We start from the raw sequence: 20,486 nt of genomic DNA on the forward strand, positions 1-20,486 counted from the left end.
CTTGGCGTCACGATCGATCTGATAAACGTAATCGCCAAGCCGATAATAGGTCGCACCGGGATTCAGACCGTAGCGGGGCTTTGTTGATGTCGTGGATGCCCCTCCCGACGGCATCGGAATGTGCCATTGTGGTGAGTGTTAGAGCCATCACAAAAGGAAGGAGCATCCATGTCCGAAGTTACTATTATCGGTGTCGACCTGGCAAAGCGCGTTTTCCAGTTGCACGGTGCCCACAATGACGGGTCGGTCGCGTTTCGTAAGAAGCTTTCATGAGGTCAGGTTCTCACGTTCGTGTCGCAGCAGCCCAAATGCCTGATCGCCATGGAGGCGTGTGCGACGGCGCATGGCTGGGGTCGGGCGTTTGAAGCGCTGGGGCACGACGTGCGGTTAATCCCGCCGTCCTACGTAAAGCCTTTCGTAAAACGCCAGAAGAACGATGTGGCCGATGCAGAGGCCATCGTGGAAGCTGCATTGCGTCCAACAATGTATTACCCGGCAGGCGATGCACGCATCGCCGAGAGGGCGCTTTGTTGCAGTGAAGTCCGAAGATCAGCAGGCCCGCGCCATGCTGTTTCGCACGCGGCAGATGTTTGTTGGTCAGCGCACCCAGATGATCAACGCTTTGCGCGGCCACCTCGCCGAACACGGACTGGTCGCAGCCAGAGGGCCTGCCCATCTCAAGCAGCTCGTGGACGCACTCGCAGATAATGACACGGCGCTGCACATCGAGGTTCGTGAACTTGGCCGGATGTATCTGGAGCAGATTGAGGGAATGAATGCGCGTGTTGCAGAGCTTGACGCGAAGATGAGATGTGCCGCCAAGAAAGCGGACTTGGTGCGCCGCGCACAAACCATGCCGGGCGTAGGCCCTGTCACGTCGCTTGCGATCGAGACGTTTGCCCCTGACCTGGCCACCTTCCGGCGCGGTCGTGATTTTGCCGCGTGGCTGGGGCTTGTGCCGAAACAGCACTCGACGGGCGGCAAGGCTCGGCTCGGGAAGACCTCGAAGTTGGGACAGCGTGACATCCGCACCCTTCTGGTCTCTGGCGCCATGGCTGTTCTCCAGGCTGTGGAGCGGTTCAACACACCGAATAATGGCTGGCTGAAACGCCTGCTGACGCGCAAGCCACGCATGGTCGCCGCGATTGCGCTGGCCAACAAGATGGCGCGTGGCCTCTGGGCCATGATGACAAAACAAGAGGATTACCGGAATCCGGTAGCGACGATGGCATAGCGAAGATTGCGTGTCACGGCGTCCCGGTGAGTTGGGGGTGTGAGGAGGTCACTGAACAGTAAGGGCAAAGGATCGATCAGATCCGGGTCAGAGAAAGCAGCATTTGTGCAGGAGCCACCGAGCTCGGTTTGTTGATATGCCTCTGGTCCGCGCATCGCCAAACCGGCCCGCGGTCAAGATATCACCGCACACAGAGGCCTGATACATGACCGCACCCGATCACATGCTCGCGCCGTTCAAAAAATCACTTGCACCAATAGGGGCATCCATACATGCACAAATCCGATGAGGGATTCATCTGGTGGATCCAGCGTGGTAGCTGGTCGACATGAGCAGACCCACACCCCCAACCTACAAGACCCGGAACTGGCCTGCATATAACGAAGCGCTCAAGCGCCGTGGCTCGCTAACGATCTGGTTCGACCCCGAGATGAGCTGGGATGCCGCGCCATCAGGCCGGCGTGGCCGCCAGCAGACCTACAGCGATGCTGCGGTCCAGACATGCCTTACGATGAGGGTGCTGTTCGGCATGGCGCTGCGCCAGACGAACGGGTTCGTCGAGAGCCTGTTGCGTCTGACCGGTCTGACCTGGGCGGTGCCCGACTTCAGCACGCTATCGCGCCGCCAGAAGACGCTGTCCGTGAACATCCCGTATCGTGGCTCCAACGGCCGGCTGCACCTGCTGATCGACAGCACGGGCATCAAGGTCGAGGGTGGCATCAGGGCAGCTACAACGACTGGGCCTTCGCCTATCTGCCCGTGCAGAAGGATGCGGCCGAGTAGCGTTCAGTTCAAGTTCAGCCCGCCCCCGCTCGCGGAAGATCGACCGTCATATCAGGCGATCCTTCCGCGCTGCATGCTCGGCGTTGTTCCGAACGATTTGCGATACAGCCGGGAAAAATGCCCGATGCTTTGGAATCCGCTGGCGATCGCGATTTCGGAAATCGACATCTCTGTCTGCAGCAACAGGTTTCGCGCACGGTCAAGGCGAAGTTCCATATAGTAGCGGCTGGGGCTGGTGTTGAAATATCGCCCGAAGAGGCGCTCAAGCTGACGGGCTGAAATTCCCAGATCCTGCGCAATGTCCATCGGGGAGACCGGCTCTTCGAGCGCGCCGCGCATGATCTCTATTGCCCGAGCGACATGTGGGTTGCGCATGCCCCAACGGGATTGAAGCGAAATGCGCTGGTCAACCGACGCTTCGCGTGCCCCCGCATAGACCATCATGTCCGACACGGCGACCGACAAGTCATAGCCGTGGTCTTGGTCAATCAGATGCAGCAGCAAATCCGCCGTCGCAGTTCCTCCAGAGGCCGTGATATATTTTTCGTCCGCGACAAAGACGCTGCGGACCAGGGTGACATCCGGAAAGCGTTCGGCGAACGCATCGTGGTATTCCCAATGTATCGCGGCCTTCATCCCGTCGAGAAATCCGGCCTCCGCGAGAATCCAGGCACCAGAACACAGTGCCCCCAATTGAACGCCGACCGCGCGCGCTTTGCGGAGGCTGGTCAGCAGCGAGGGCGTGATGAGCTCCGTCATTCCGAGGCCAGGTATGACGAACAGGCGATCGCATTTAGGCAGATCGCTGAAGGCATGCTGCACGAGCGTCACGGAGCCGTTCGACGCGGTCGCCGAGCTACCGTCTTCGGACGCATACGACCACCGATAAAGATCCTCGCCGCTGATCATGTTGGCGATGCGCAACGGCTCGATTGCGCAGGCAAGCGTCAGATGCGTGTGATTCTCGACCAGCAGAAAGACGAAATGCTGCGCGCTCATACTGTGGACTCCCAGAAATTAAATGGCCTCATATTGATGACCGTGCGCTAGGCGAGAAAGGCTCGACGATGCGTGGGGTTGCTGTTGAAGACCGAGTATTCCCTTTATTAATTGGGCAATCTCGGGTGCAAGCGCATAGCACTGCACCCGCTCGGTTGGCGCCGGGCGCCCGTGCCGACAGTCCACGTATAGCAGTATTATATTGTATGTAGCAAAACTTTATGCAAATGTTATACAGTAAATGCTGCTGCCTTGGGAAGTGCGAGAACGATACCGGAGGCCGCCCAGGAGTAACCAAAGCAAAGGAGTGGGGTGTGTTGACCGATATTAAAAAGTCCAAGACGGCACTGATCGAGCATCTGCGCAGAGAGATCCTCTCGACCCGCATGGCGCCCGGCTCTGATGTGGACGAGGCTGTTTTGTCGGTGGAACTGTCGGTGTCGCGTACGCCACTGCGAGAGGTATTGCGCCAACTTGCGGGAGAAGGCTTCGTGGTGATGCGCGAAAACCGCTCGGCGCGCGTGGCCGACATGTCATTTGCGACGATACGGGATTTCTTTGTGGCCGCGCCGATGATCTATGGTGCCGTGCTGCGCCTCGCCGCAGAAAATGCCAAGGCCAATCAGATCGAGGCGCTGCGCGCGGCGCAAGATCGGTTTCGGCAATCGCTGCGCAACGGCACGGCGGTGGACCGCGCGCTGACCAATAACCGTTTTCACGAAATCACCGGAGAGATGGCCGACAACATTTATCTGCTGCCGTCCTTTCAGCGGCTGCTGATCGATCACGCGCGGATCGGCACGACCTTTTACCAACCACAATCGAACGGCATGGCCGAAAACTTGGATAAGGCCAGCCGCCAACATGACGAAATTATCGCAGCCATCGAGGCGCGCGACCCAGATCGCGCGGGGCAACTGGCGGACGAGCACTGGAGTCTGTCGCGCGGACAGATCGAGCTTTTCGTGATGCCAGCCAGCCTCGACCTACCCCTTGGGGCGCGCCCGAGGATGACAAACGGATGAGAGACACATGACCCCAATTTTCAAGTTTGACGGTATCTACACACCCGTCGTGACACCTTTTGCCGATGACTGCTCCGTCCGTTGGGACGCGCTGGAGGAGGTTATCGACTGGTTGATTGCCCAAGGGGTTCATGGCCTGATCTCGGGTGGCTCGACCGGCGAGAACTTCGCGCAAACCGTTGCCGAGCGGATAGAGATCGCGCAATTCACCGTCGAGAAGGCAAAGGGCCGTGTGCCTGTGGTGATCGGAACGGGGGCCATGCTGACTGGCGATTCTATCGCACTGGCGCGGGCCGCGCGCGACATGGGGGCGGATGCGATCCTGCTGGCCTCCCCGCCTTATTCGGTGCCGACGGACCGCGAGAACGCGCTGAACGCGCTGGCCATCGATAAGGCGGCGGACCTGCCGATCATGCTTTATAACTATCCACACCGGACCGGCACCATGATGGGCGAGGAGTTCCTGGACCGCGTCGGACGGTCACGGAATTTTTGCGGGATCAAGGAAAGCTCTGGCGATATCAATCGCGTGCATCTTTTGGCGCGGGACTATCCGCATATCCAACTGGGTTGCGGGATGGACGACCAAGCGCTGGAGTTTTTTGCCTGGGGGGCGCCCTTCTGGGTCTGTGGCGGGTCCAATTTTTTGCCGGCCGAACATGTTGCGCTCTATGAGGCCTGCGTGATCGAAAATGATTTTGTCCAAGGGCGGCGCATCATGTCAGCGCTGCTGCCGCTGATGAGTGTATTTGAACAAGGCGGCAAGTTCATTCAGACGATCAAGCATGGTGTGACGCTGAACGGCATCGACTGTTCAGTAGTGCGCCCACCGCTCAAGCCGCTGAATAAGGACGACAAACGCGCCTTGGAACAGGTTGTCCGGGTGCTGAAAGAAACGATTTCTGATATCCGCGCGGAGGGCACGAAATGAGCTTGCTGACAAAAGACGAGTACCAGGCCATCGCCGCCGGTCTGGATTTTCCCACGATGGCCTATATCGACGGCCGCTACCGCCCTGCGACCTCGGGTAAGACCTTCAGTTCGATCAACCCCGCGACGGGCAAGGAATTGGCGCAGGTCGCCGCCTGCGGGGCCGAGGACGTAGACTTTGCCGTGACCAAGGCGCGCGAGGCATTCGAGGATGGCCGCTGGTCCCGCCTGCACCCCTCGGACCGCAAGGACGTGCTGATCCGGTTGTGCAAGCTGATGACGCGAAACGCGCGCGAACTGGCCGTGATGGAAAGCCTCGACAGTGGCAAGACCATCTACGATTGCGAAACCGTGGACGTGCCCGAGACAATCCACTGCATCAAGTGGCACGCCGAGCTGATCGACAAGATCTACGATCAGGTGTCGCCCGCGTCCGATGACCACATCGCCATGATTGTGCGCGAGCCTATCGGAGTGGTCGGCCTTGTTCTGCCATGGAATTTCCCCCTGTTGATGATGGCATGGAAGATCGCGCCCGCCCTGGCGGCTGGATGCTCTGTCGTGCTGAAACCCGCGGAGGAGACATCGCTGACCGCGCTGCGCCTTGCAGAACTGGCCGCCGAGGCCGGCCTGCCGCGCGGCGTGTTGAATGTCTTGCCCGGCGGTGGTGTCGACGTGGGCGAGCCGATCGGGCGGCATATGGATATCGACATGGTGTCCTTCACCGGGTCGACCGTCACCGGCAAGCGATTCCTTGGCTACTCAGGCGAGTCGAATGCCAAGGAGATCGTTCTGGAGATGGGCGGCAAGAACCCTGCCATCGTGATGGACGACGCCGAGAACCTGGACCGCGTGGCGGCGCATGTGGTCAATGGTGCCTTTTGGAACATGGGCGAGAATTGCTCGGCCTCCTCCCGCCTGATCGTCCACAAGGACATCAAGGCCGATTTGCTGGAGCGGATCACTCATCATGCCAAGCAATGGAATGTCGGCGACCCGCTCGATCCTGAAATCCGCATGGGCGCGTTGGTGTCGAAGGCGCATTACAAAAAGGTGTGCGGCTATCTGGAGCAGGCAGACAAGATCATCTTTGGCGGAAAGGCTGAAAACGGCTTCGTCAAAGCGACGGTCGTCGAGGTGGCGGGCAACGATGTGGCGCTGGCCCGCGAAGAGATATTCGGCCCCGTCTTGTCGGTCATCACGGTGTCCAGCTTTGACGAGGCGATCCGCGTGGCGAACGACACCGATTACGGTCTCGCCGCCTCGCTGTTCACCGCTAATGCCAAGCGGGCCATCAGGGGCGCGCGCATGTTGCGCGCCGGAACGGTCACGATCAACAGCTTTGGCGAGGGCGATATAACCACACCTTTTGGCGGCTACAAGCAGTCGGGTTTTGGCGGGCGCGACAATTCGATCCATGCCCATGACCAGTACACCCAGCTCAAGACGATCTGGATCGATCTTGCCGATGACGAAGACGAGGCCGTCGATTGACCACTTACCGCGCCGCACGCTTGCCGGTGCAGCTGGGCCCTCCGGCTTGGAACGCCATCCTCGGGCCAGCGGCGGGTGGGCAAGAGCTGTGCGGGGACCGAACGGTAGATTTCGTCGTGATTGGCGCGGGCTTTGCGGGACTTTCGGCGGCGCGGCGGCTGACCCAACTGCAACCGGGCGCGCGCGTCGCGGTGCTGGAGGCTGGACGCGTCGCCGAAGGGGCCGCGGGCCGCAATTCCGGCTTCATGATCGATCTGCCCCACGATCTTCAATCTGAGGATTACGCGGGCGCCGGCAACGACTTGGCGATGATCGCGCTCAACCGCCAAGCTATTCGCTTTGCTGGGAAGGCCGTCGAGGAATACGGCATCGATCGAAACTATTTCCTCCCCGACGGCAAGGTGAACGGCGCAGTCAGCCCAGCGGCAGAGGACCATAATGCCAGCTACGCCAAGCACCTCGCGTCGCTTGGCGAAAGCTGCGAGATGCTGGATTCGCATTCTATGCAAGAGCTGACGGGATCGTCGCATTACCGTTCGGGCCTGTATTCGCCGGGCACGGTCATGCTGCAGCCGGCCGGTTATATCCGCGGACTGGCGGCGGGTTTGCGCAAGGTGGGCGTCGACATCTTTGAGAACGCACCTGTCACCCGATTTGATCGCGCCGGGCCAGACTGGCAGGTCCAAACGCCGCACGGCATCATCACGGCGCCGAGGATCATCCTGACGGTCAATGGCCACCTCGAGAGCTTTGGCTTTGAAAAGGGGCGATTGATGCAACTCTTTCTCTATGCGGTGATGACGACCGAGTTGGATGAGGGTGCCATGCGCAGGCTCGGGGGGCGATCCAGATGGGGGATCACACCGTCGGATCCCATGGGCACGACGGTGCGCCGGATCGACACCGGTCAGGGCGGCAACCGCATCATCATTCGCACCTGCGCAAGTCTGAGGCCAAACACGCGGCCAGTGGCCCGCGACCTCGCCCGCGCCTCCAGAACCATGCGCCGCAAATTCGATCAGCGCTTCCCGCAGATTGCTGGCTTGGCGATGGAGCATGCCTGGGCCGGGCATCTGTGCCTCAGCCTCAATGGGGTGTCGGTCACGCACAAACTGGATGAGGGTGTCTGGTCCGGCTGCGTCCAAAACGGCCTTGGAACAGCGCGCGGAACACTGACCGGTATTGCCGCAGCCGAGCTAGCCACCGGCGAGACAAGCAGCATCACCGAGCATTTCGGGGGCGAGGCAAGACCCATGCGTTTGCCACCACAGCCCTTCCAGCAGATCGGCGCGAATGCGGTGCTGCGCATGAAGGAATGGCGTGCGCGGGACGAATAGTCGCCGCCGCGCCTCTGGGCGGTTGTGTCTGCCTCAAGCGCTGCGCTCTAAAGCCAAGCGATTGCTCCAAGCATTCGGCGGCAAGAGTCCCAACAGTCAGTTTCTCCGGCAGCAGACCGATCAGAACCGTGCGAAACTCACAGCCGGGAATAGCAGCGGCCGGAGCGGGCACCGTTGGATAAGAGCAATTCAATAGTCTTGGTTCAGCGCCTCGGCTGCAGGTATCTCCCGCTCGCGCCGTGCGATGTAATCTAGCAGCGCCTCGTTCTTGGCCTGGTCCAGCGCTGGTTCCTCGTAATCGCCAAGCAGCTTGCGCGCATGTTCAAGGGCTCTTTGAGTGATTTCCTTTGACCCGTCGACCACCCATTGCTCGATCGAGTTGTTGTCGAAAAGCTCGGGCATGAAATAGGCCGTCTGAAAATTCTCCTGCGTGTGCGGATGACCAAGGTAATGGCCGCCGGGGCCGACCTCGGGGATGGCCGCCAGCGCCTCATCGAAATCATGCCATTTCGGCCCCTCGGCCATGCGATAAGCCATCGCGCATTGCTCGGCATCGACGACGAACTTGGCTACCGAGCAATGCATCCCTGCCTCGTTCCAGCCCGCCGAATGCCAGATGTAGTTGGCCCCCGCGTGCATCACGGCGGACAGCGTCGTCGCACTCTCATAGCCTGCCTGCGCGTCAAAGGTCTTGGCCCCGCCCAGCGTGTTCGATGTCCGCCAGGGAACATCGTAGAAGCGCGCCATCTGGCCGATCATGAAGTTCATGAGACTGATCTCGGGCGTGCCAGCCATCGGCGCCCCCGACCTCATCGAAACCGTCGACAGATAGTGCCCGTAGATCGCCGGCGCGCCTTTGCGGATCACCTGCGTATAGGCCAGCGCGCTCAGCGCCTCGGCGTTCAGCTGCGCGACCGTGGCCGGGACCGAGGCGGGTGTATTGGCCCCGCCCAGAACGAAAGGCGAGCATAGCACTGGCTGATTGCGGCGGCAGAACGCCCGCATTGCGCCCAGCATCGTCTCGTCCCAGACCAGCGGCGAGTTGCCGTTGCAATTGCCCGTCGTGACAGGATGGGTCTCCAGAAATTCCTCGCCAAAGAGGATCGCGCACATATCCATTACATCCTCGGCGTTCTTGGGGCTGGTGGTCATGCCCATGAACATCTTGTCCGAATGCTTAATCGAGGAATAGGTGATGCGCAGATGCCGCTGACTGATCGGGTGATCGTAGGGCTCCACGATATGGTGCGCGGTCGAGTGCAGGGCCGGGCTCATGTGGCTGAGCTTGTGAAACATGGCCAGATCGTCGAGTGTTGGATTCCGCCGCACATCATCGAGGTCTCGCAGATAGGGCGCGCCAGTCATTGGCACAAAAACCGAATGACGTCCGCCAAGCCGGACGTTATTCGCCGGATTCCGCGCATAATAGGTAAAGTCCGAGGGGATCGTCGAAATGAGCGATCGCACCAAGCCACGGTCAAGATACACCCGCTCCCCCACGACTTTCGCTCCAGCCTTTCGCCAATCTTCCAGCGCGATCGGATCGCGGAACACCACCCCTACATTTTCCAGAATATGCATGGAGGCGTTATCAATCTTGTCGACGTGATCGCCATCCATGACCTCGCACAGCGGAAGCCGGTTGGTCAGTCCCGGCAGCATCGCGAAATCGCGGGTGCTCCTTTGGATGCGGCGCGCGGAACGGCCGCCGGCGCGGGAACGGGTCTTGGGTTCATGAGCATTCATGGTTGGTCTCCTCGTTCACAGGATATTGGACGGGATCGCAGATTGAGATGCGGATGATTGCGAAAGATCGGTGCCGGAAACGACATGGGGCCGGCCAGACATCACCGACGATTGTGTCAGACGAATGCGAACTCGTCTCAGTTTTCCGGTATCGACAATCTGTTATGCCGCACAAAGGTCGCGCCACTCGGCAAGAGCGGCGGCACGGTTTAGCTTGAAATTTGACCGGCTGTAGAAGTTGCGCTCTTGGTTGAAATGGCTGAAGACATAGGCGTGAACGGCGACAAATTTCTGCAGACTTCGCATGCGCCGAAAGCGTAGCATGGCCCGTTCTCGTCGTCGGAACGGCAGGTAAGAATTCTCCGCCCTGTTGTTGAGCCAGCGGCTAGTTTCCTGTTCGTCGACGTTGCCAATGACCTTCATCGCCGCGCCGTAGGAACGCAGTTTGTCGGTGACGAGCATCTCAACCTTGCCATGGCGTTTCATGGTTTTCCTGAGGAATTTCAATGCGGCTTTGCTACATTCGAGGTCGCCACTAAATACCTGAGCTTTACCCAAGCAAGTAACGAGTTGCACATCACGCAAGCCGCCGTCAGTCAACAAATAAGGGGTTTGGAAAAGGCGTTGGGGGCGCCGTTGTTTGCGCGCAAACACAACAGCCTTGAATGGACAGCTGAAGGGCAGACGATTTTAGCGGCGGTCGGCGCGAGTCTTGACCAGATTTGTACCGCCATCGACACAATCGGGAATCCGGATGAAACGGCGCTGATCACTTGTTCGGGCACAAACGCGGCCGTTACCTATTGGCTGAAACCATTTGTGGATAAGTTTTCCGCAATGCATCCAGACATTCGTTTTGTACTTCTGGCTTCTGACGAAAATGATACCCTTCGCAATTTCGACGAGGTCGACCTATCGCTCATCTGCGGAAATGAACGCTGCGAAGTCGGAGAGATACAGTATTTTCTGTTTCCCGAAGTCATCGAACCGGTGTGCAGCCCTGACTACCAACGTACGCATGGTCCTTTTCCCGAGCCCGCCAGTTTGTTCAACGCCGAACTGCTGGAGTTGCATCGAAAACACTGGTCTCCGGAGGCGATTGGCTGGCTTCCCATCACAAGGCGTGACTGGTTCGAAGCACAGCATTGTGAGGCACCAACTGTACCACCCCGCATCATGAGTAACAGCTATCCTGTCCTAATCGAAGCAGCACTTGCTGGCGAAGGCGCGGTTTTGGGCCGGCAACATCTGGTGAGGTCACACATCTTAAGCGAGCGGCTCTGCACGTTGACAGACGCACCTTTGCGTGTGGATCGGGGCAATTACCTCAAAGTGAACAAGGCGTCATTGGATAGACCGTATGTTCAGAAGTTTGTTGACTTCATTCTAGCCGAAGTGAACGCAGAGCAACCGGGTGTTCATCCGCCCGTTGCGGAAAACACTTAACACCGCGCCTTCAAGTTGCGCCTGTATTTGCTCTGACCAGTTCTTTGTAGAGACCTTGCAGGTGCGCGGTTGTTGTTCGGTCGCCAGAGCCAATAGTTTTGCCGTCGATGGATGCGACAGGGGTCTGGGCACCGAATGTGCCTGTCAGAAACGCTTCATCAGCACCGTAGGCTTCGTAAAGCGAGAAGTTCTTTTCATAGACGGGAATGTCACTTCCCCGGCACAGATCGATGATCTTTTGGCGGGTAACGCCGTTCATGCAATAGTCGCCCGTTGATGTCCAAACTTCCCCTCTGCGCACGATGAAGAAATTGCATGCGTTGGTGGTGTTAACAAAACCATGCGGGTCCAGCATCAGACCCTCGTCAGCGCCAACTGCTTCAGCCTGTAGGCAGGCGATGATGCAATTGAGCTTTGAATGACTGTTCAGCTTGGCGTCTTGGCTCATCGGCAGGCCGCGCACCTGTGGCACAGTGGCCAATCTGATGCCGGCGCTTTGCAGGCTGTTGACAGGTTTGGAATGTTCCATAATCAAGACCAGCGTTGGCCCGCTGCGGCTCAGGCCCGGATGCTGAAACGGTTTGTCCTTGATCCCCCGCGTCAGCATGAGGCGGCAATGGACGTCATGGGTCATTCCATTGGCGGCGGCTGTTTTGCTCAGCGCGTGCAGAATTCCGGCTTTGTCCATGCCGACATCCAGCGAGACCGCTTTGCACGAGTTGAAGAAACGGTCCATATGTTCGTCGAAAAAGGCCCACTTTCCGTTGTAAAGCCGCATTCCTTCCCACATCCCGTCGCCCAGCATAAAGCCCGCATCATAGACAGAGACCTTTGCTTCGTCGCGGCGCACGATGTCGCCGTTGACATAAATCATGATGTCACGGTTGCGCGCGTCATCGGCAGCGTCATGGGTCGTATGGGAAGAATGCTGTTCAGTCATGTCACTTTTTCTTAGTTTTAGTTGCAGCTTGCTGGAAACCGACGCTTTTGATGATTTCTTCAAGGCCAAGTTTCATATGCTCGTCAACGTGCGCCAGCATCGCGGACAGGTCGGAGCCTTTGGCCAACTCGCAATACTCGATGTTTTCAGGCATGAACACGCCATGTGTGCCGAACTTCTGCTGATGGATCGACAGGTAAAGACGCACAAGCGGGGCAAAGTTTGTCCAGCTCGCTTGCAACAAGGTGTGACCCGACAATTCAAATACCCAGCTATGCAAGGCAATCTCGTGGTCTATGACCGTTGCCATGTCACCGTCATCGCGAGCAGCGGCCAATCGGGCAATGCGCAGATCAAGTTCAGCAAAATCTTCCTTGGTCCGCTTGGCCCATGCCTCGCGAAATGCGAACCGTTCAAGCGTTGAGCGCATCGAATACAATTCATGTAGTTCTTTGCTATCAGTAGGGCGCACGCGGATGCCCTTATAGACCTCTTTGACGATCAACCCCTCGTCTATCAGCTTTAGGACCGCCTCTCGAAGCGGTCCCCGACTGACATTTAGTTGCTCTGCCAAGGCCGTTTCCGTGAGGCGCTCACCGGGCTGAACCGTCCCGCCAACGATGAACGACCGCAATTGTTCTGCCACCTGACTGCTCAGTGTCCTATTGATAACGGGTGTAAGTGCAGTCATTTGGCAGGCTCATTCCTGTAATGTTGTCAGTGTGCTTATGGCGGGCCAAAACCCGCCATAGTTGGTTTATTGCTTAAACAGAAGCTCTCGCTGGATCGGGGGTGACTTGGCTGGGTCCAGGCCAAAATCGGCAAGAAATTCTTCATACCAACGCTGGGTTCTACCAGTCTCGTAATAGTAAAAGATCGTGTTATCCACCCAATCGCGGAAAGTCTTATCATCTTCGCGACGCACTGCTGCACTTGAAGGTGAGCTGAAAGCCGGTGTCGGAATGACAACCTGCCCGCGACCAAGTTTTTGCCAGGCGGACAGCAGCGGCGGATGGAATAACGACACGGCATCAACCCGCCCGGATTGGAATGCAGCAATGGCCGTGGCGTTGTCAGGGAAACGTTGGATATCGGCATTCGGAACATTTCGGGTCAAAAAATCATCCATCGAAGTTGCCTGTGGCACAGCAATCTTTATTTCCGGTTTGTCCAGAGCTTTCCAAGTTGAAGCATCCACGCCGTCATTCGCCAGCACGGCCAACGAAATATAGAGCAACGGTTGTTTCGGAAAATCGACAACCATTGCACGGGCGGGGGTCGCGTCCATCACGAACATGATGTCGATCTTGTCAGCCTCGAGCGCGGCAATCGCGGTTCCCCATGTCACTTCGACAGGTTCCAGTTCAACGCCCAGCGTTTCGGCCATGTTTTTTCCGATGCTTACACCCAGACCGCCGGTCCATTCACCCGAACGGGCATCCTTGGAATACCACGGTGGAGATTGGGTTACGCCTAGGCGCAATGTACCGCGATCCTGTATTGCGTCCCATGTTGATTCTGCCTGCGCACTGCTGCCCGCCGAGCAAGCGGCAATGACAACAGCAAGTGCGCCGACAATCTGTGTCATGCGTTTTGTAAGATTTTTCACAATTATCTCCCTTTGTTTTTGTGTTGGACTTCTTAGTGAGGCAGCTTGAACAACGAGTGTCCTTCGAGAAACTCCCGGACCCGCTGCGTGTCCGGTTCTTTCAAAATTTGCTGGGGGGCACCTTGTTCGAGGATTTGACCTTCGTGCAGGAACATCACGCGATTAGCGACGTGATAGGCAAAACCGAGTTCATGTGTGACGCACACCATGGTCATGCCTTCTTCGGCAAGTTGACGCATCGTCTTGAGGACTTCACCGACAAGTTCGGGGTCCAGTGCGGACGTTACTTCGTCAAACAGCATCACCTCCGGGTCCATTGCCAAAGCCCGTGCAATGGCAACCCGTTGCTTTTGCCCACCGGACAGACGCGAGGGGTATTCCGGTGCCTTTTCCGCCAGACCGACGCGCTCCAGTTGCTTCATTGCCTTCTCTTCGGCTTCTTGTTTCGACCGACGCAGAACTGTCATTTGCCCTTCCATGACATTCTGAAGCGTCGTCATGTGCGGAAACAGGTTAAAATGTTGAAACACCATGCCGATCCGCGTGCGAAGTTTACACAGGTCGCTCTCCCGGTAGGTTATTTTTCCGCTGCGTTCCGTCCCAACAAGATCGCCGCGCAGACTGATCCGCCCGTCGGTCGGTTCTTCCATGAAGTTGACACACCGCAAAAGCGTGCTTTTCCCCGATCCGCTGGACCCCAGAAGGACAACAGTTTCGCCTTCGAGGACATCCATATCAATGCCCTTGAGGACTTCGAGCGTGCCAAAGCTCTTGCGGAGATTTTCAACTTTTACAACAGTTTCCATTTCGCCTCTCAATCGCTTTTTCCAAGACGCCGCTCCAGCACATAGGTGGCCTGAACGATCGGGTAGAGAATGATAAAGAACATGATCGCGACAACCGTGTAGGATTCGATGGGGTTGTATTCGATCGATGCAATGAGCTTGGCTTGCTGCAGGGTCTCGACATAGGCGACCACCGAGGCGAGCGTTGACATCTTGAACACCTCGATGCCGCGGTTGGTTAGAGCCGGCAACATACGTTTGATTGCTTGCGGCAGGATCAGTCGCCGCATCGTTTGAATGTACGACATTCCAATGGCCTTGCCCGCTTCCCACTGGCCACCATCGATAGACTGGATCCCACCGCGAAATACTTCTGCCGAAAAAGCGATTGTGTTGAGTGAAATACCCAACGCGGCCGCGAGAAAGGGGCTGACTTCAAACGGGACAAGAACAGGCAAGGCGAAATAGAACCAGATGATCTGGACCAGAACGGGTGTGTTGCGAAACACTTCGACAAATGCAGTGGCGGGGTAGTGGACAAATGGATTACGGGAGTATCGCAGCATACCCATCAACAGCCCGCCAAGCAGGCCGGTCACAACGGTCACTGCGAACAGTTTCAGCGTGCCTTGCAAGCCTACAAAAAGAACATCCCAATAGGATAGAACAGTCAAGAAATCCCAGTTGTATTCCATGCAATCCTCCCTAGTGGACCGTTGAATCGCCACTGCGCGCCAGACGCTTTTCCAGCGCAATGGTGCCCTGCGAGAAGACAAAGATCAGAATGAAGTAGATGCCTGCGACGACTGTATAGACTTCGAGCGGCCGGAATGTTTTTTGCGCCAGCTCGTTCGCCTGAAACATCAGGTCGGCATAGGATACAGTCGACACGAGCGTTGTCGTCTTGACCAGTTCGATCGACCGCTCCGCAAAGGCAGGGATCATGCGCGTCACCGCTTGCGGCAAGATCACCCGCCGCAAGGTTTTTCCGCGGGTCATACCGATGGCTTTAGACGCCTCCCACTGACCCTTGTCGATTGAATTTATGCCGCCCCGGAACACTTCGGCAAAAAAAGCCGAGGACTGGATAGAGAACGTCACGACCGACGCTATGAATGGTGTCATCTGGATATCGATCAGGATTGGCAGAGCAAAAAAGAACCAGAAAAGCTGAACGAGCGGCGGTGTCGTTCGGAAGAACTCGATCACGAAAGTACAAGGGATAGACAGCGGCCGGATCCCCGATAGTCGCCCTAGTGCAAGCGCCAATCCGAGCGGAACACCAAAGAGCAACGCCAACCCCGCTACTTTTAGCGTGTTGACAAGTCCCAGCAGGAGAAAATCCATATCAGCGAATACCGCTAGAAAATTCCAGTCATGCACGCCGAGCCTCCCAAGCTGAATTTCCAGTTGGAACGATCTCTAATTGACTTTTTGTATATTGTCAACAATTGACGATAACTCTATGTTCTGGCAGATTGCTGAGATAACGTCATGTTCTAAAGGGGCCAGTGATGGACAAGCCGAATATCCTGTTTGTAATGGCAGATCAGATGTCAGCCAAAGCCCTGCCATTTTACGGGCACAAGGTTGTGCGTGCGTCCGCCCTCTCGAAGCTCGCCTCGCAAGGCGTGGTGTTTGAGAATGCGTATTGCAATTCGCCTCTGTGCGGGCCTTCCCGACTGTCGATGATGTCCGGTCTCTTGCCGTCCAAGGTTGGAGGTTATGACAACGCGCCGGAGTTTTCTGCGACGACGCCCACCTTTGCCCATTACCTGCGCCTGAACGGCTATCGCACCTGTCTGAGCGGCAAGATGCATTTTGCAGGCCCCGATCAGTTGCACGGCTACGAGGAGCGACTGACGACCGACATTTACCCGTCGGATTTTGGCTGGACGCCCAATTGGGCGGAACCTAAGGCAAAGGTGAAATTTCAGGACATGCAGAATGTTTTGGAAACCGGTCCTTGCCTGCGCTCGCTCCAGATCGACTATGATGATGATGTCGAAGTGCAGGCCGTTCGCTGGTTGTACGACCGGGCACGCGACAGCAAACCGCAGCCATTCATGCTAACGGTTTCTTTCACGTCCCCGCATGATCCCTATGTCGCGCGGCCGGAGTTCTGGAATTTATACACGGACGACGAGATTGACCTGCCCGAAGTTTCCGCACTTGATCCGGCCAGTCTGGATGCACACAGCGCCCGAATTTACGAGCATTATTCAATTGGTGCGGCGACGGTCACCGACAATCACATCCGCAACGCGCGGCATGGGTACTATGCGTCAATCGAATACATCGACGCAAAACTCGCTGCCTTGATGAATGTGCTGGAAGAAACCGGATTGTCGGACAACACGGTTGTTGTATTCGTCTCCGATCATGGCGACATGATGGGCGAACGCGGTATGTACTATAAGAAGTGCTTCTTCGAGTGGTCGGTGCGTGTCCCCATGATTGTTTGGGCGCCGAAGCGTTTTGCGCCGAACCGCGTGGAAACCCCCGTTTCACTGTTGGACATTCTTGCGACCTTCAATGATCTTGGGGGCGGGGGAACGGAGATTCTGGAAACTGATGGCACATCGCTGGTTCCGCTGTTGCGCGGGGAGCAATTGCCAGACCGGATCATTGCCGGAGAATTTCTGGCCGAAGGTGTATTTGAGCCGACCTTCATGTTGCGCGACAGCCGCTACAAACTGTTTTACAGTGAAATTGACCCGCCGCTGTTGTTTAACCTGGAGGCTGATCCTTTGGAGCTTAACAACCTTGCGCAAGATATATCAGTCAAGGGTGAACTGACCCGGCTGATGGCGAAGGCTGAGAGCCTTTGGGATGCGAGTGCGCTAAAGATTGATATTATTGCGGACCAAAACAAGCGACGTCTGATTGCAAAATCGCACCAGTTCGGGGTCCCCCCGGCGTGGGATTTTCAGCCCTACACGGATGCATCACAGCAATATGTCAGGGCCGGGCGCTGGACGGTTGAGGTGGAGGCCAAAGCGCATCTCAATCCAATAGAGTAGGTTGGCACTAGCAGTGTCCGTCGGCAGAGTTTTTGGGTCCAAGAGCGGCCCAGCAGCTTCCCTGGCGCGCCTAAAGGGGCCATATAATTGTTCAAAGTCTCGCAACAATGCTGAACCTGATCCCGGCGGGCTCGAAGGTGACCTTTGCTGTAGATTTCCACGCAGAGGTGAGCCGGATAGACGGATAATTTCCACTGAGATTTGAGCCCTGTGACCCTTCCCCCAGCGCGATGCGCAACGGGGAGCAGCGGAGTGATACACATGGGACTTTTGAACATTATCAGACGCATGTCTTTGCGGGAGAAGCTATCGATCCGCGAGATTGCGCGACGCACTGGCATATCGCGCGACACCATCACGAAGTATCTGACCGCAGGCACGATCGAGCCGCACTTCACGACACCGGAGCGTCAGAGTAAGCTCGATCCCTTCGCGGAGAAGCTGGCTGGATGGCTGAAGACGGAAGCGGGCAAGTCGCGCAAGCAACGGCGAACGCTGAAGCACTTGCATGCCGATCTGGTGGCGCTTGGTTTTATCGGTTCTTACAACCGGGTTGCGGCATTTGCCCGTGACTGGCGCGCCGATCGGCAGCGTGAGCAGCAGACAACGGGACGCGGCACTTTCGTGCCTCTGACCTTTCGCCCCGGGGCGCAATGGGCGTTCAAGAAACCCAATGCCAAGGACCCTTGGGGCATCCGCGTCACGCTTGGATCAACCTTCATGGCAACGCTGGGCCTCGGCGCGGCAAAGGCGCATCTGGATGATGTTCTCAACCGGCTAAGCATCCGCACCCGGCCTGAGGACTTCAACATGTCGCGCGTCGATTACTGGGTCGATATCTTGGCCCCGGCTGACTTCAAACTCGATCCGGAATTGTTTGTCATGCATTCCAGCACGAACCGGCGCGATCACATCGCCAATGCGGATATGCGGGTGCAGGGCAAATCGGCGCGCGTCACATCCGTCAAGCGACGTGAAGCACTGAAGGATGGCACTGTGTCGCGCATTATGCGGCGCCATCCATATTGCCTTGCAGTGCCACACCGGGAGCCTTCGCTATATCGCCCGTTGCGAGAAACTGAATTCCCTGCCCTTCGAGAGCTGAGCGCAGAGCGTCTGCAGAGCGCATCTGCATCCCGCCTTTGCCGCTTTCAAATCGGCTGATAGTTGCGGGGGCTACATCGGCCAATTCTGCCAATTCGCGTACGCCCAAACGCACAGCGTTTCTCGCCATTCTGAGTTGCACTGGCGTCAAAGTCATATCTCCGTACTGAAAAGTTGTTACATGGTGTTGACTATATCAGCACCTCGTGCTAAATACTTATCACAAGGTAACAACAACGCAAGACTTGGAGATAAGTTGATGACACAGGCAGCCGCATACACCCGCAAAGCAACTATGATTGCCGCTCGGGAGATCACCCGTAAGGCAAATTCTGCCCCCTCTGGCTTAAAGTTCGTCAGGAACTGTACTCTGAAGACCAGGCCCATTGCGTCCACAGAAGACCTTCACGCCCCCACCATCCTCTCCGTCCTTTTCTCCAAGCTCAACGGCGCGCTCGCCGTGGCGATCGAGGCGGAGCGCGATATCGCGGATATCAGCGTGTGGGATCCGGCAGTCGATGCCTGGCTGCGCGAAGCCGAGCGGGCTTGGGACGCAGTGCTGGATATGCGTCATGCGCTGCGTGCGGCCCCGGTGACCCGCAGCGACGACAAGGCGCTTTTAAGCATGGTTGGCATCGCCGATGCGGTCATGAGCGCCGAGACCATCAGCGCATTCGGGGTGGCGCATGACCGGCTGCGCGCTGCGACGTTTTTCCGCCAGCGTCTCGGGCGGGGCCATCTGCCGCACCCGATCAGCGCGCTGCTGGATCAATGCCATGCGCATCTGACGGCTGTCGCGCAGCTCGATCTCTATCAGCCAGTCTGCGATCCTGAGGATCTGCCCTACGGCTTGACCGAGGCATGGCCCGAGGCCTGCTAACCCCTCCCCACCAAACGCTTGTTTGATCGCCGCGCATCTGCGCGGCTCCCCTCCCCGCATCTTGCCGCCCCGCTCGGGTGCGGCCTCTCTCAACCTGTCTGCAAAGGATGTCCCCCATGACCAATATCAATACCAATAAGCCCCTCCACCTCCCCCGCCAGTCTCGTGACGTCGCCGCAACCGACTGGACGGATCAGCAGCGCCCTATCCCGGCAGCGTGGCACGCTTTTGCCAAGCGCAAGGGGTACCGGATCGACCGCCGGATCCGGGACCGGTCTCATGTCGCGCTCGAATGCCTCGCCTGCGGCGCACACACCGCGCATAAGGTCTATACGCTGCGCAGCGCCCAGCCCGCCTGCGGTGGCTGCCAGATGGCACAGCAGCGCGGCAATGCCGCCAAGGCTGGCTTCGTGCTCAAGGTCCGCGATGAGGCACATCGGCACTATGCAATCTACGAACTGCCTTGCGGCCACGAGGCGCGGCTGCAGCGGGGGCGGGTCGCAAAATTGGCGGCGGAAGGACCGGTGCCGGGCCGCGATGGCTATCACTGCGATATCTGTCATCTGGAACAGCTGCAGCAGACCGCCGCGGACTGGGGCTGGCGCGTGATCGGCGCGGATCCGGGCGGCAGCGCCAATTACCGGCTGCTGGAGCATGAGGCCTGCGGGCATCGCCAGCGCGTCGCCACCGCCAATCTGGACACCGGGCGGTTCAATTGCGGCGGCTGCGGCGAATGCTGGTCGGCGGCGCCGAGCGCGCTCTACCTCATGCGCTTCGGGGTGCCGGGGCTGGGCTGGTTCGTCAAGCTTGGCTACAGCCGCAATCCAGGCAGCCGCCTGCGCTATCAGCTGGGACTGCGGCGCGATGTCGAGGCCGAGCTGATCGACGAGGTGCCCATGCCGAGCGGCCAGGTGGCGCTGCGGATCGAGAAAGGCCTGCACCGGCAGCTGAAGGCAGACCACCCGGGCAAGGTGATCCCGCGCGCTGAGCTGGAGGGGTGGATCAACGTGACGTCGGAGATCTACGCGGCCGAGGCCGAGCCGATCATCCGGCGCCTGCTGGACGAGGTCGAGAGCCCGCGCTGGCCGCGGCAGGACACAGCCAAGCCCAAGCCCAAACCTCGCCGTCCGCGCCGCTGACGCCCCCTCACC

The 20,486-nt window shown here is 58.0% G+C and carries 17 protein-coding genes and 4 pseudogenes; 11 read left to right on the plus strand and 10 right to left on the minus strand.

What is annotated here, in order from left to right:
• Window positions 1–168: 168 nt before the first annotated feature.
• Together MK6180000_RS07870 and MK6180000_RS07875 are read left to right on the plus strand one after the other, a co-directional pair.
• Window positions 169–1,234, plus strand: a pseudogene (locus MK6180000_RS07870) (IS110 family RNA-guided transposase).
• 328 nt (window positions 1,235–1,562) lie between these two features.
• A pseudogene (locus MK6180000_RS07875) lies at window positions 1,563–1,949 on the plus strand (IS5 family transposase); the annotation flags it as partial.
• A 119-nt stretch (window positions 1,950–2,068) separates the two neighbouring features.
• On the opposite strand, the gene MK6180000_RS07880 reads toward MK6180000_RS07875, so the two are convergent.
• Window positions 2,069–3,016 (minus strand): GlxA family transcriptional regulator, encoded by a 948-nt coding sequence (locus MK6180000_RS07880; protein ID WP_138934232.1) that lies wholly within the window; start codon window positions 3,014–3,016, stop codon window positions 2,069–2,071.
• A 314-nt stretch (window positions 3,017–3,330) separates the two neighbouring features.
• Between MK6180000_RS07880 and MK6180000_RS07885 the strand changes: the two genes are divergently transcribed.
• Genes MK6180000_RS07885 through MK6180000_RS07900 form a run of 4 tightly spaced genes read left to right on the plus strand, consistent with a single transcriptional unit; the run spans window position 3,331 to window position 7,802 of the window.
• Entirely contained in the window at window positions 3,331–4,041 is a 711-nt protein-coding gene (locus MK6180000_RS07885; RefSeq protein ID WP_425466831.1) for a GntR family transcriptional regulator, read from the plus strand.
• 7 nt (window positions 4,042–4,048) lie between these two features.
• The gene (locus MK6180000_RS07890; protein ID WP_138934233.1) at window positions 4,049–4,972 is read left to right on the plus strand and encodes a dihydrodipicolinate synthase family protein; all 924 of its coding nucleotides are present in this window, start codon (window positions 4,049–4,051) and stop codon (window positions 4,970–4,972) included.
• Window positions 4,969–6,465: an aldehyde dehydrogenase gene (locus MK6180000_RS07895; protein ID WP_138934234.1), complete on the plus strand. Its 1,497-nt coding sequence runs from the start codon at window positions 4,969–4,971 to the stop codon at window positions 6,463–6,465. The genes MK6180000_RS07890 and MK6180000_RS07895 overlap by 4 nt, the downstream gene beginning before the upstream one ends.
• Complete coding sequence (locus tag MK6180000_RS07900; RefSeq protein ID WP_138934235.1) at window positions 6,462–7,802, plus strand: NAD(P)/FAD-dependent oxidoreductase; 1,341 nt, start codon at window positions 6,462–6,464, stop codon at window positions 7,800–7,802. The genes MK6180000_RS07895 and MK6180000_RS07900 overlap by 4 nt, the downstream gene beginning before the upstream one ends.
• A gap of 189 nt (window positions 7,803–7,991) precedes the next feature.
• Here the strand turns inward: MK6180000_RS07900 and MK6180000_RS07905 are convergent, their stop codons facing one another.
• A complete protein-coding gene (locus MK6180000_RS07905; RefSeq protein ID WP_138934236.1) occupies window positions 7,992–9,548 on the minus strand; it encodes a trimethylamine methyltransferase family protein in 1,557 nt (518 codons plus the stop codon).
• Between the two features lie 162 nt (window positions 9,549–9,710).
• Window positions 9,711–10,064: pseudogene (locus MK6180000_RS07910) on the minus strand (DDE-type integrase/transposase/recombinase); the annotation flags it as partial.
• Here MK6180000_RS07910 and MK6180000_RS07915 point away from each other — a divergent pair.
• Window positions 10,023–10,994 carry a LysR family transcriptional regulator gene (locus MK6180000_RS07915; RefSeq protein ID WP_138934237.1) on the plus strand — a complete coding sequence of 324 codons (972 nt, stop codon included), beginning with the start codon at window positions 10,023–10,025 and terminating at the stop codon, window positions 10,992–10,994. The pseudogene MK6180000_RS07910 and the gene MK6180000_RS07915 sit on opposite strands and share 42 nt — an antisense overlap.
• 10 nt (window positions 10,995–11,004) lie before the next feature.
• On the opposite strand, the gene MK6180000_RS07920 is transcribed toward MK6180000_RS07915, so the two are convergent.
• The 6 genes from MK6180000_RS07920 to MK6180000_RS07945 all read right to left on the minus strand — a co-directional run bounded on the left by MK6180000_RS07920 (window position 11,005) and on the right by MK6180000_RS07945 (window position 15,711).
• Complete coding sequence (locus tag MK6180000_RS07920; protein WP_138936404.1) at window positions 11,005–11,934, minus strand: aminotransferase class IV; 930 nt, start codon at window positions 11,932–11,934, stop codon at window positions 11,005–11,007.
• Between the two features lies 1 nt (window position 11,935).
• A complete protein-coding gene (locus MK6180000_RS07925) occupies window positions 11,936–12,625 on the minus strand; it encodes a GntR family transcriptional regulator (protein ID WP_138934238.1) in 690 nt (229 codons plus the stop codon).
• Between the two features lie 66 nt (window positions 12,626–12,691).
• On the minus strand, window positions 12,692–13,543 hold the full coding sequence (locus MK6180000_RS07930; RefSeq protein ID WP_246040461.1) for a transporter substrate-binding domain-containing protein: 852 nt from the start codon (window positions 13,541–13,543) through the stop codon (window positions 12,692–12,694).
• Between the two features lie 32 nt (window positions 13,544–13,575).
• The gene (locus MK6180000_RS07935; RefSeq protein ID WP_138934239.1) at window positions 13,576–14,349 is read right to left on the minus strand and encodes an amino acid ABC transporter ATP-binding protein; all 774 of its coding nucleotides are present in this window, start codon (window positions 14,347–14,349) and stop codon (window positions 13,576–13,578) included.
• An 8-nt stretch (window positions 14,350–14,357) separates the two neighbouring features.
• Window positions 14,358–15,023: an amino acid ABC transporter permease gene (locus MK6180000_RS07940; protein ID WP_138934240.1), complete on the minus strand. Its 666-nt coding sequence runs from the start codon at window positions 15,021–15,023 to the stop codon at window positions 14,358–14,360.
• A 10-nt stretch (window positions 15,024–15,033) separates the two neighbouring features.
• Entirely contained in the window at window positions 15,034–15,711 is a 678-nt protein-coding gene (locus MK6180000_RS07945) for an amino acid ABC transporter permease (RefSeq protein ID WP_138934241.1), read from the minus strand.
• 131 nt (window positions 15,712–15,842) lie between these two features.
• Here MK6180000_RS07945 and betC point away from each other — a divergent pair, with 131 nt between their 5' ends.
• Window positions 15,843–17,351 carry a choline-sulfatase gene (gene betC, locus MK6180000_RS07950; protein ID WP_138934242.1) on the plus strand — a complete coding sequence of 503 codons (1,509 nt, stop codon included), beginning with the start codon at window positions 15,843–15,845 and terminating at the stop codon, window positions 17,349–17,351.
• Window positions 17,352–17,612: 261 nt separating this feature from the next.
• Window positions 17,613–18,014: pseudogene (locus MK6180000_RS20605) on the plus strand (IS21 family transposase); the annotation flags it as partial.
• A 343-nt stretch (window positions 18,015–18,357) separates the two neighbouring features.
• On the opposite strand, the gene MK6180000_RS07960 reads toward MK6180000_RS20605, so the two are convergent.
• Window positions 18,358–18,612 (minus strand): helix-turn-helix domain-containing protein, encoded by a 255-nt coding sequence (locus tag MK6180000_RS07960; protein ID WP_138934243.1) that lies wholly within the window; start codon window positions 18,610–18,612, stop codon window positions 18,358–18,360.
• A gap of 102 nt (window positions 18,613–18,714) precedes the next feature.
• On the opposite strand from MK6180000_RS07960, the gene MK6180000_RS07965 reads away from it, so the two are divergent.
• On the plus strand, window positions 18,715–19,335 hold the full coding sequence (locus MK6180000_RS07965; protein WP_138934244.1) for a hypothetical protein: 621 nt from the start codon (window positions 18,715–18,717) through the stop codon (window positions 19,333–19,335).
• Window positions 19,336–19,451: 116 nt separating this feature from the next.
• Complete coding sequence (locus tag MK6180000_RS07970) at window positions 19,452–20,474, plus strand: GIY-YIG nuclease family protein (RefSeq protein ID WP_138934245.1); 1,023 nt, start codon at window positions 19,452–19,454, stop codon at window positions 20,472–20,474.
• Window positions 20,475–20,486: the final 12 nt, after the last annotated feature.

It is taken from the genome of Roseovarius arcticus, from assembly GCF_006125015.1.
GTDB lineage: Bacteria > Pseudomonadota > Alphaproteobacteria > Rhodobacterales > Rhodobacteraceae > Roseovarius > Roseovarius arcticus.

Coding starts and splice junctions, on each gene's coding strand:
- MK6180000_RS07905 (WP_138934236.1), bottom strand. CDS start 9,548: ATGAATGCTCATGAACCCAAGACCCGTTCCCGCGCCGGCGGCCGTTCC.
- MK6180000_RS07890 (WP_138934233.1), top strand. CDS start 4,049: ATGACCCCAATTTTCAAGTTTGACGGTATCTACACACCCGTCGTGACA.
- MK6180000_RS07895 (WP_138934234.1), top strand. CDS start 4,969: ATGAGCTTGCTGACAAAAGACGAGTACCAGGCCATCGCCGCCGGTCTG.
- MK6180000_RS07960 (WP_138934243.1), bottom strand. CDS start 18,612: ATGACTTTGACGCCAGTGCAACTCAGAATGGCGAGAAACGCTGTGCGT.
- MK6180000_RS07915 (WP_138934237.1), top strand. CDS start 10,023: ATGGCGTTTCATGGTTTTCCTGAGGAATTTCAATGCGGCTTTGCTACA.
- MK6180000_RS07920 (WP_138936404.1), bottom strand. CDS start 11,934: ATGACTGAACAGCATTCTTCCCATACGACCCATGACGCTGCCGATGAC.
- MK6180000_RS07925 (WP_138934238.1), bottom strand. CDS start 12,625: ATGACTGCACTTACACCCGTTATCAATAGGACACTGAGCAGTCAGGTG.
- MK6180000_RS07940 (WP_138934240.1), bottom strand. CDS start 15,023: ATGGAATACAACTGGGATTTCTTGACTGTTCTATCCTATTGGGATGTT.
- MK6180000_RS07935 (WP_138934239.1), bottom strand. CDS start 14,349: ATGGAAACTGTTGTAAAAGTTGAAAATCTCCGCAAGAGCTTTGGCACG.
- MK6180000_RS07965 (WP_138934244.1), top strand. CDS start 18,715: ATGACACAGGCAGCCGCATACACCCGCAAAGCAACTATGATTGCCGCT.
- MK6180000_RS07970 (WP_138934245.1), top strand. CDS start 19,452: ATGACCAATATCAATACCAATAAGCCCCTCCACCTCCCCCGCCAGTCT.
- MK6180000_RS07880 (WP_138934232.1), bottom strand. CDS start 3,016: ATGAGCGCGCAGCATTTCGTCTTTCTGCTGGTCGAGAATCACACGCAT.
- betC (WP_138934242.1), top strand. CDS start 15,843: ATGGACAAGCCGAATATCCTGTTTGTAATGGCAGATCAGATGTCAGCC.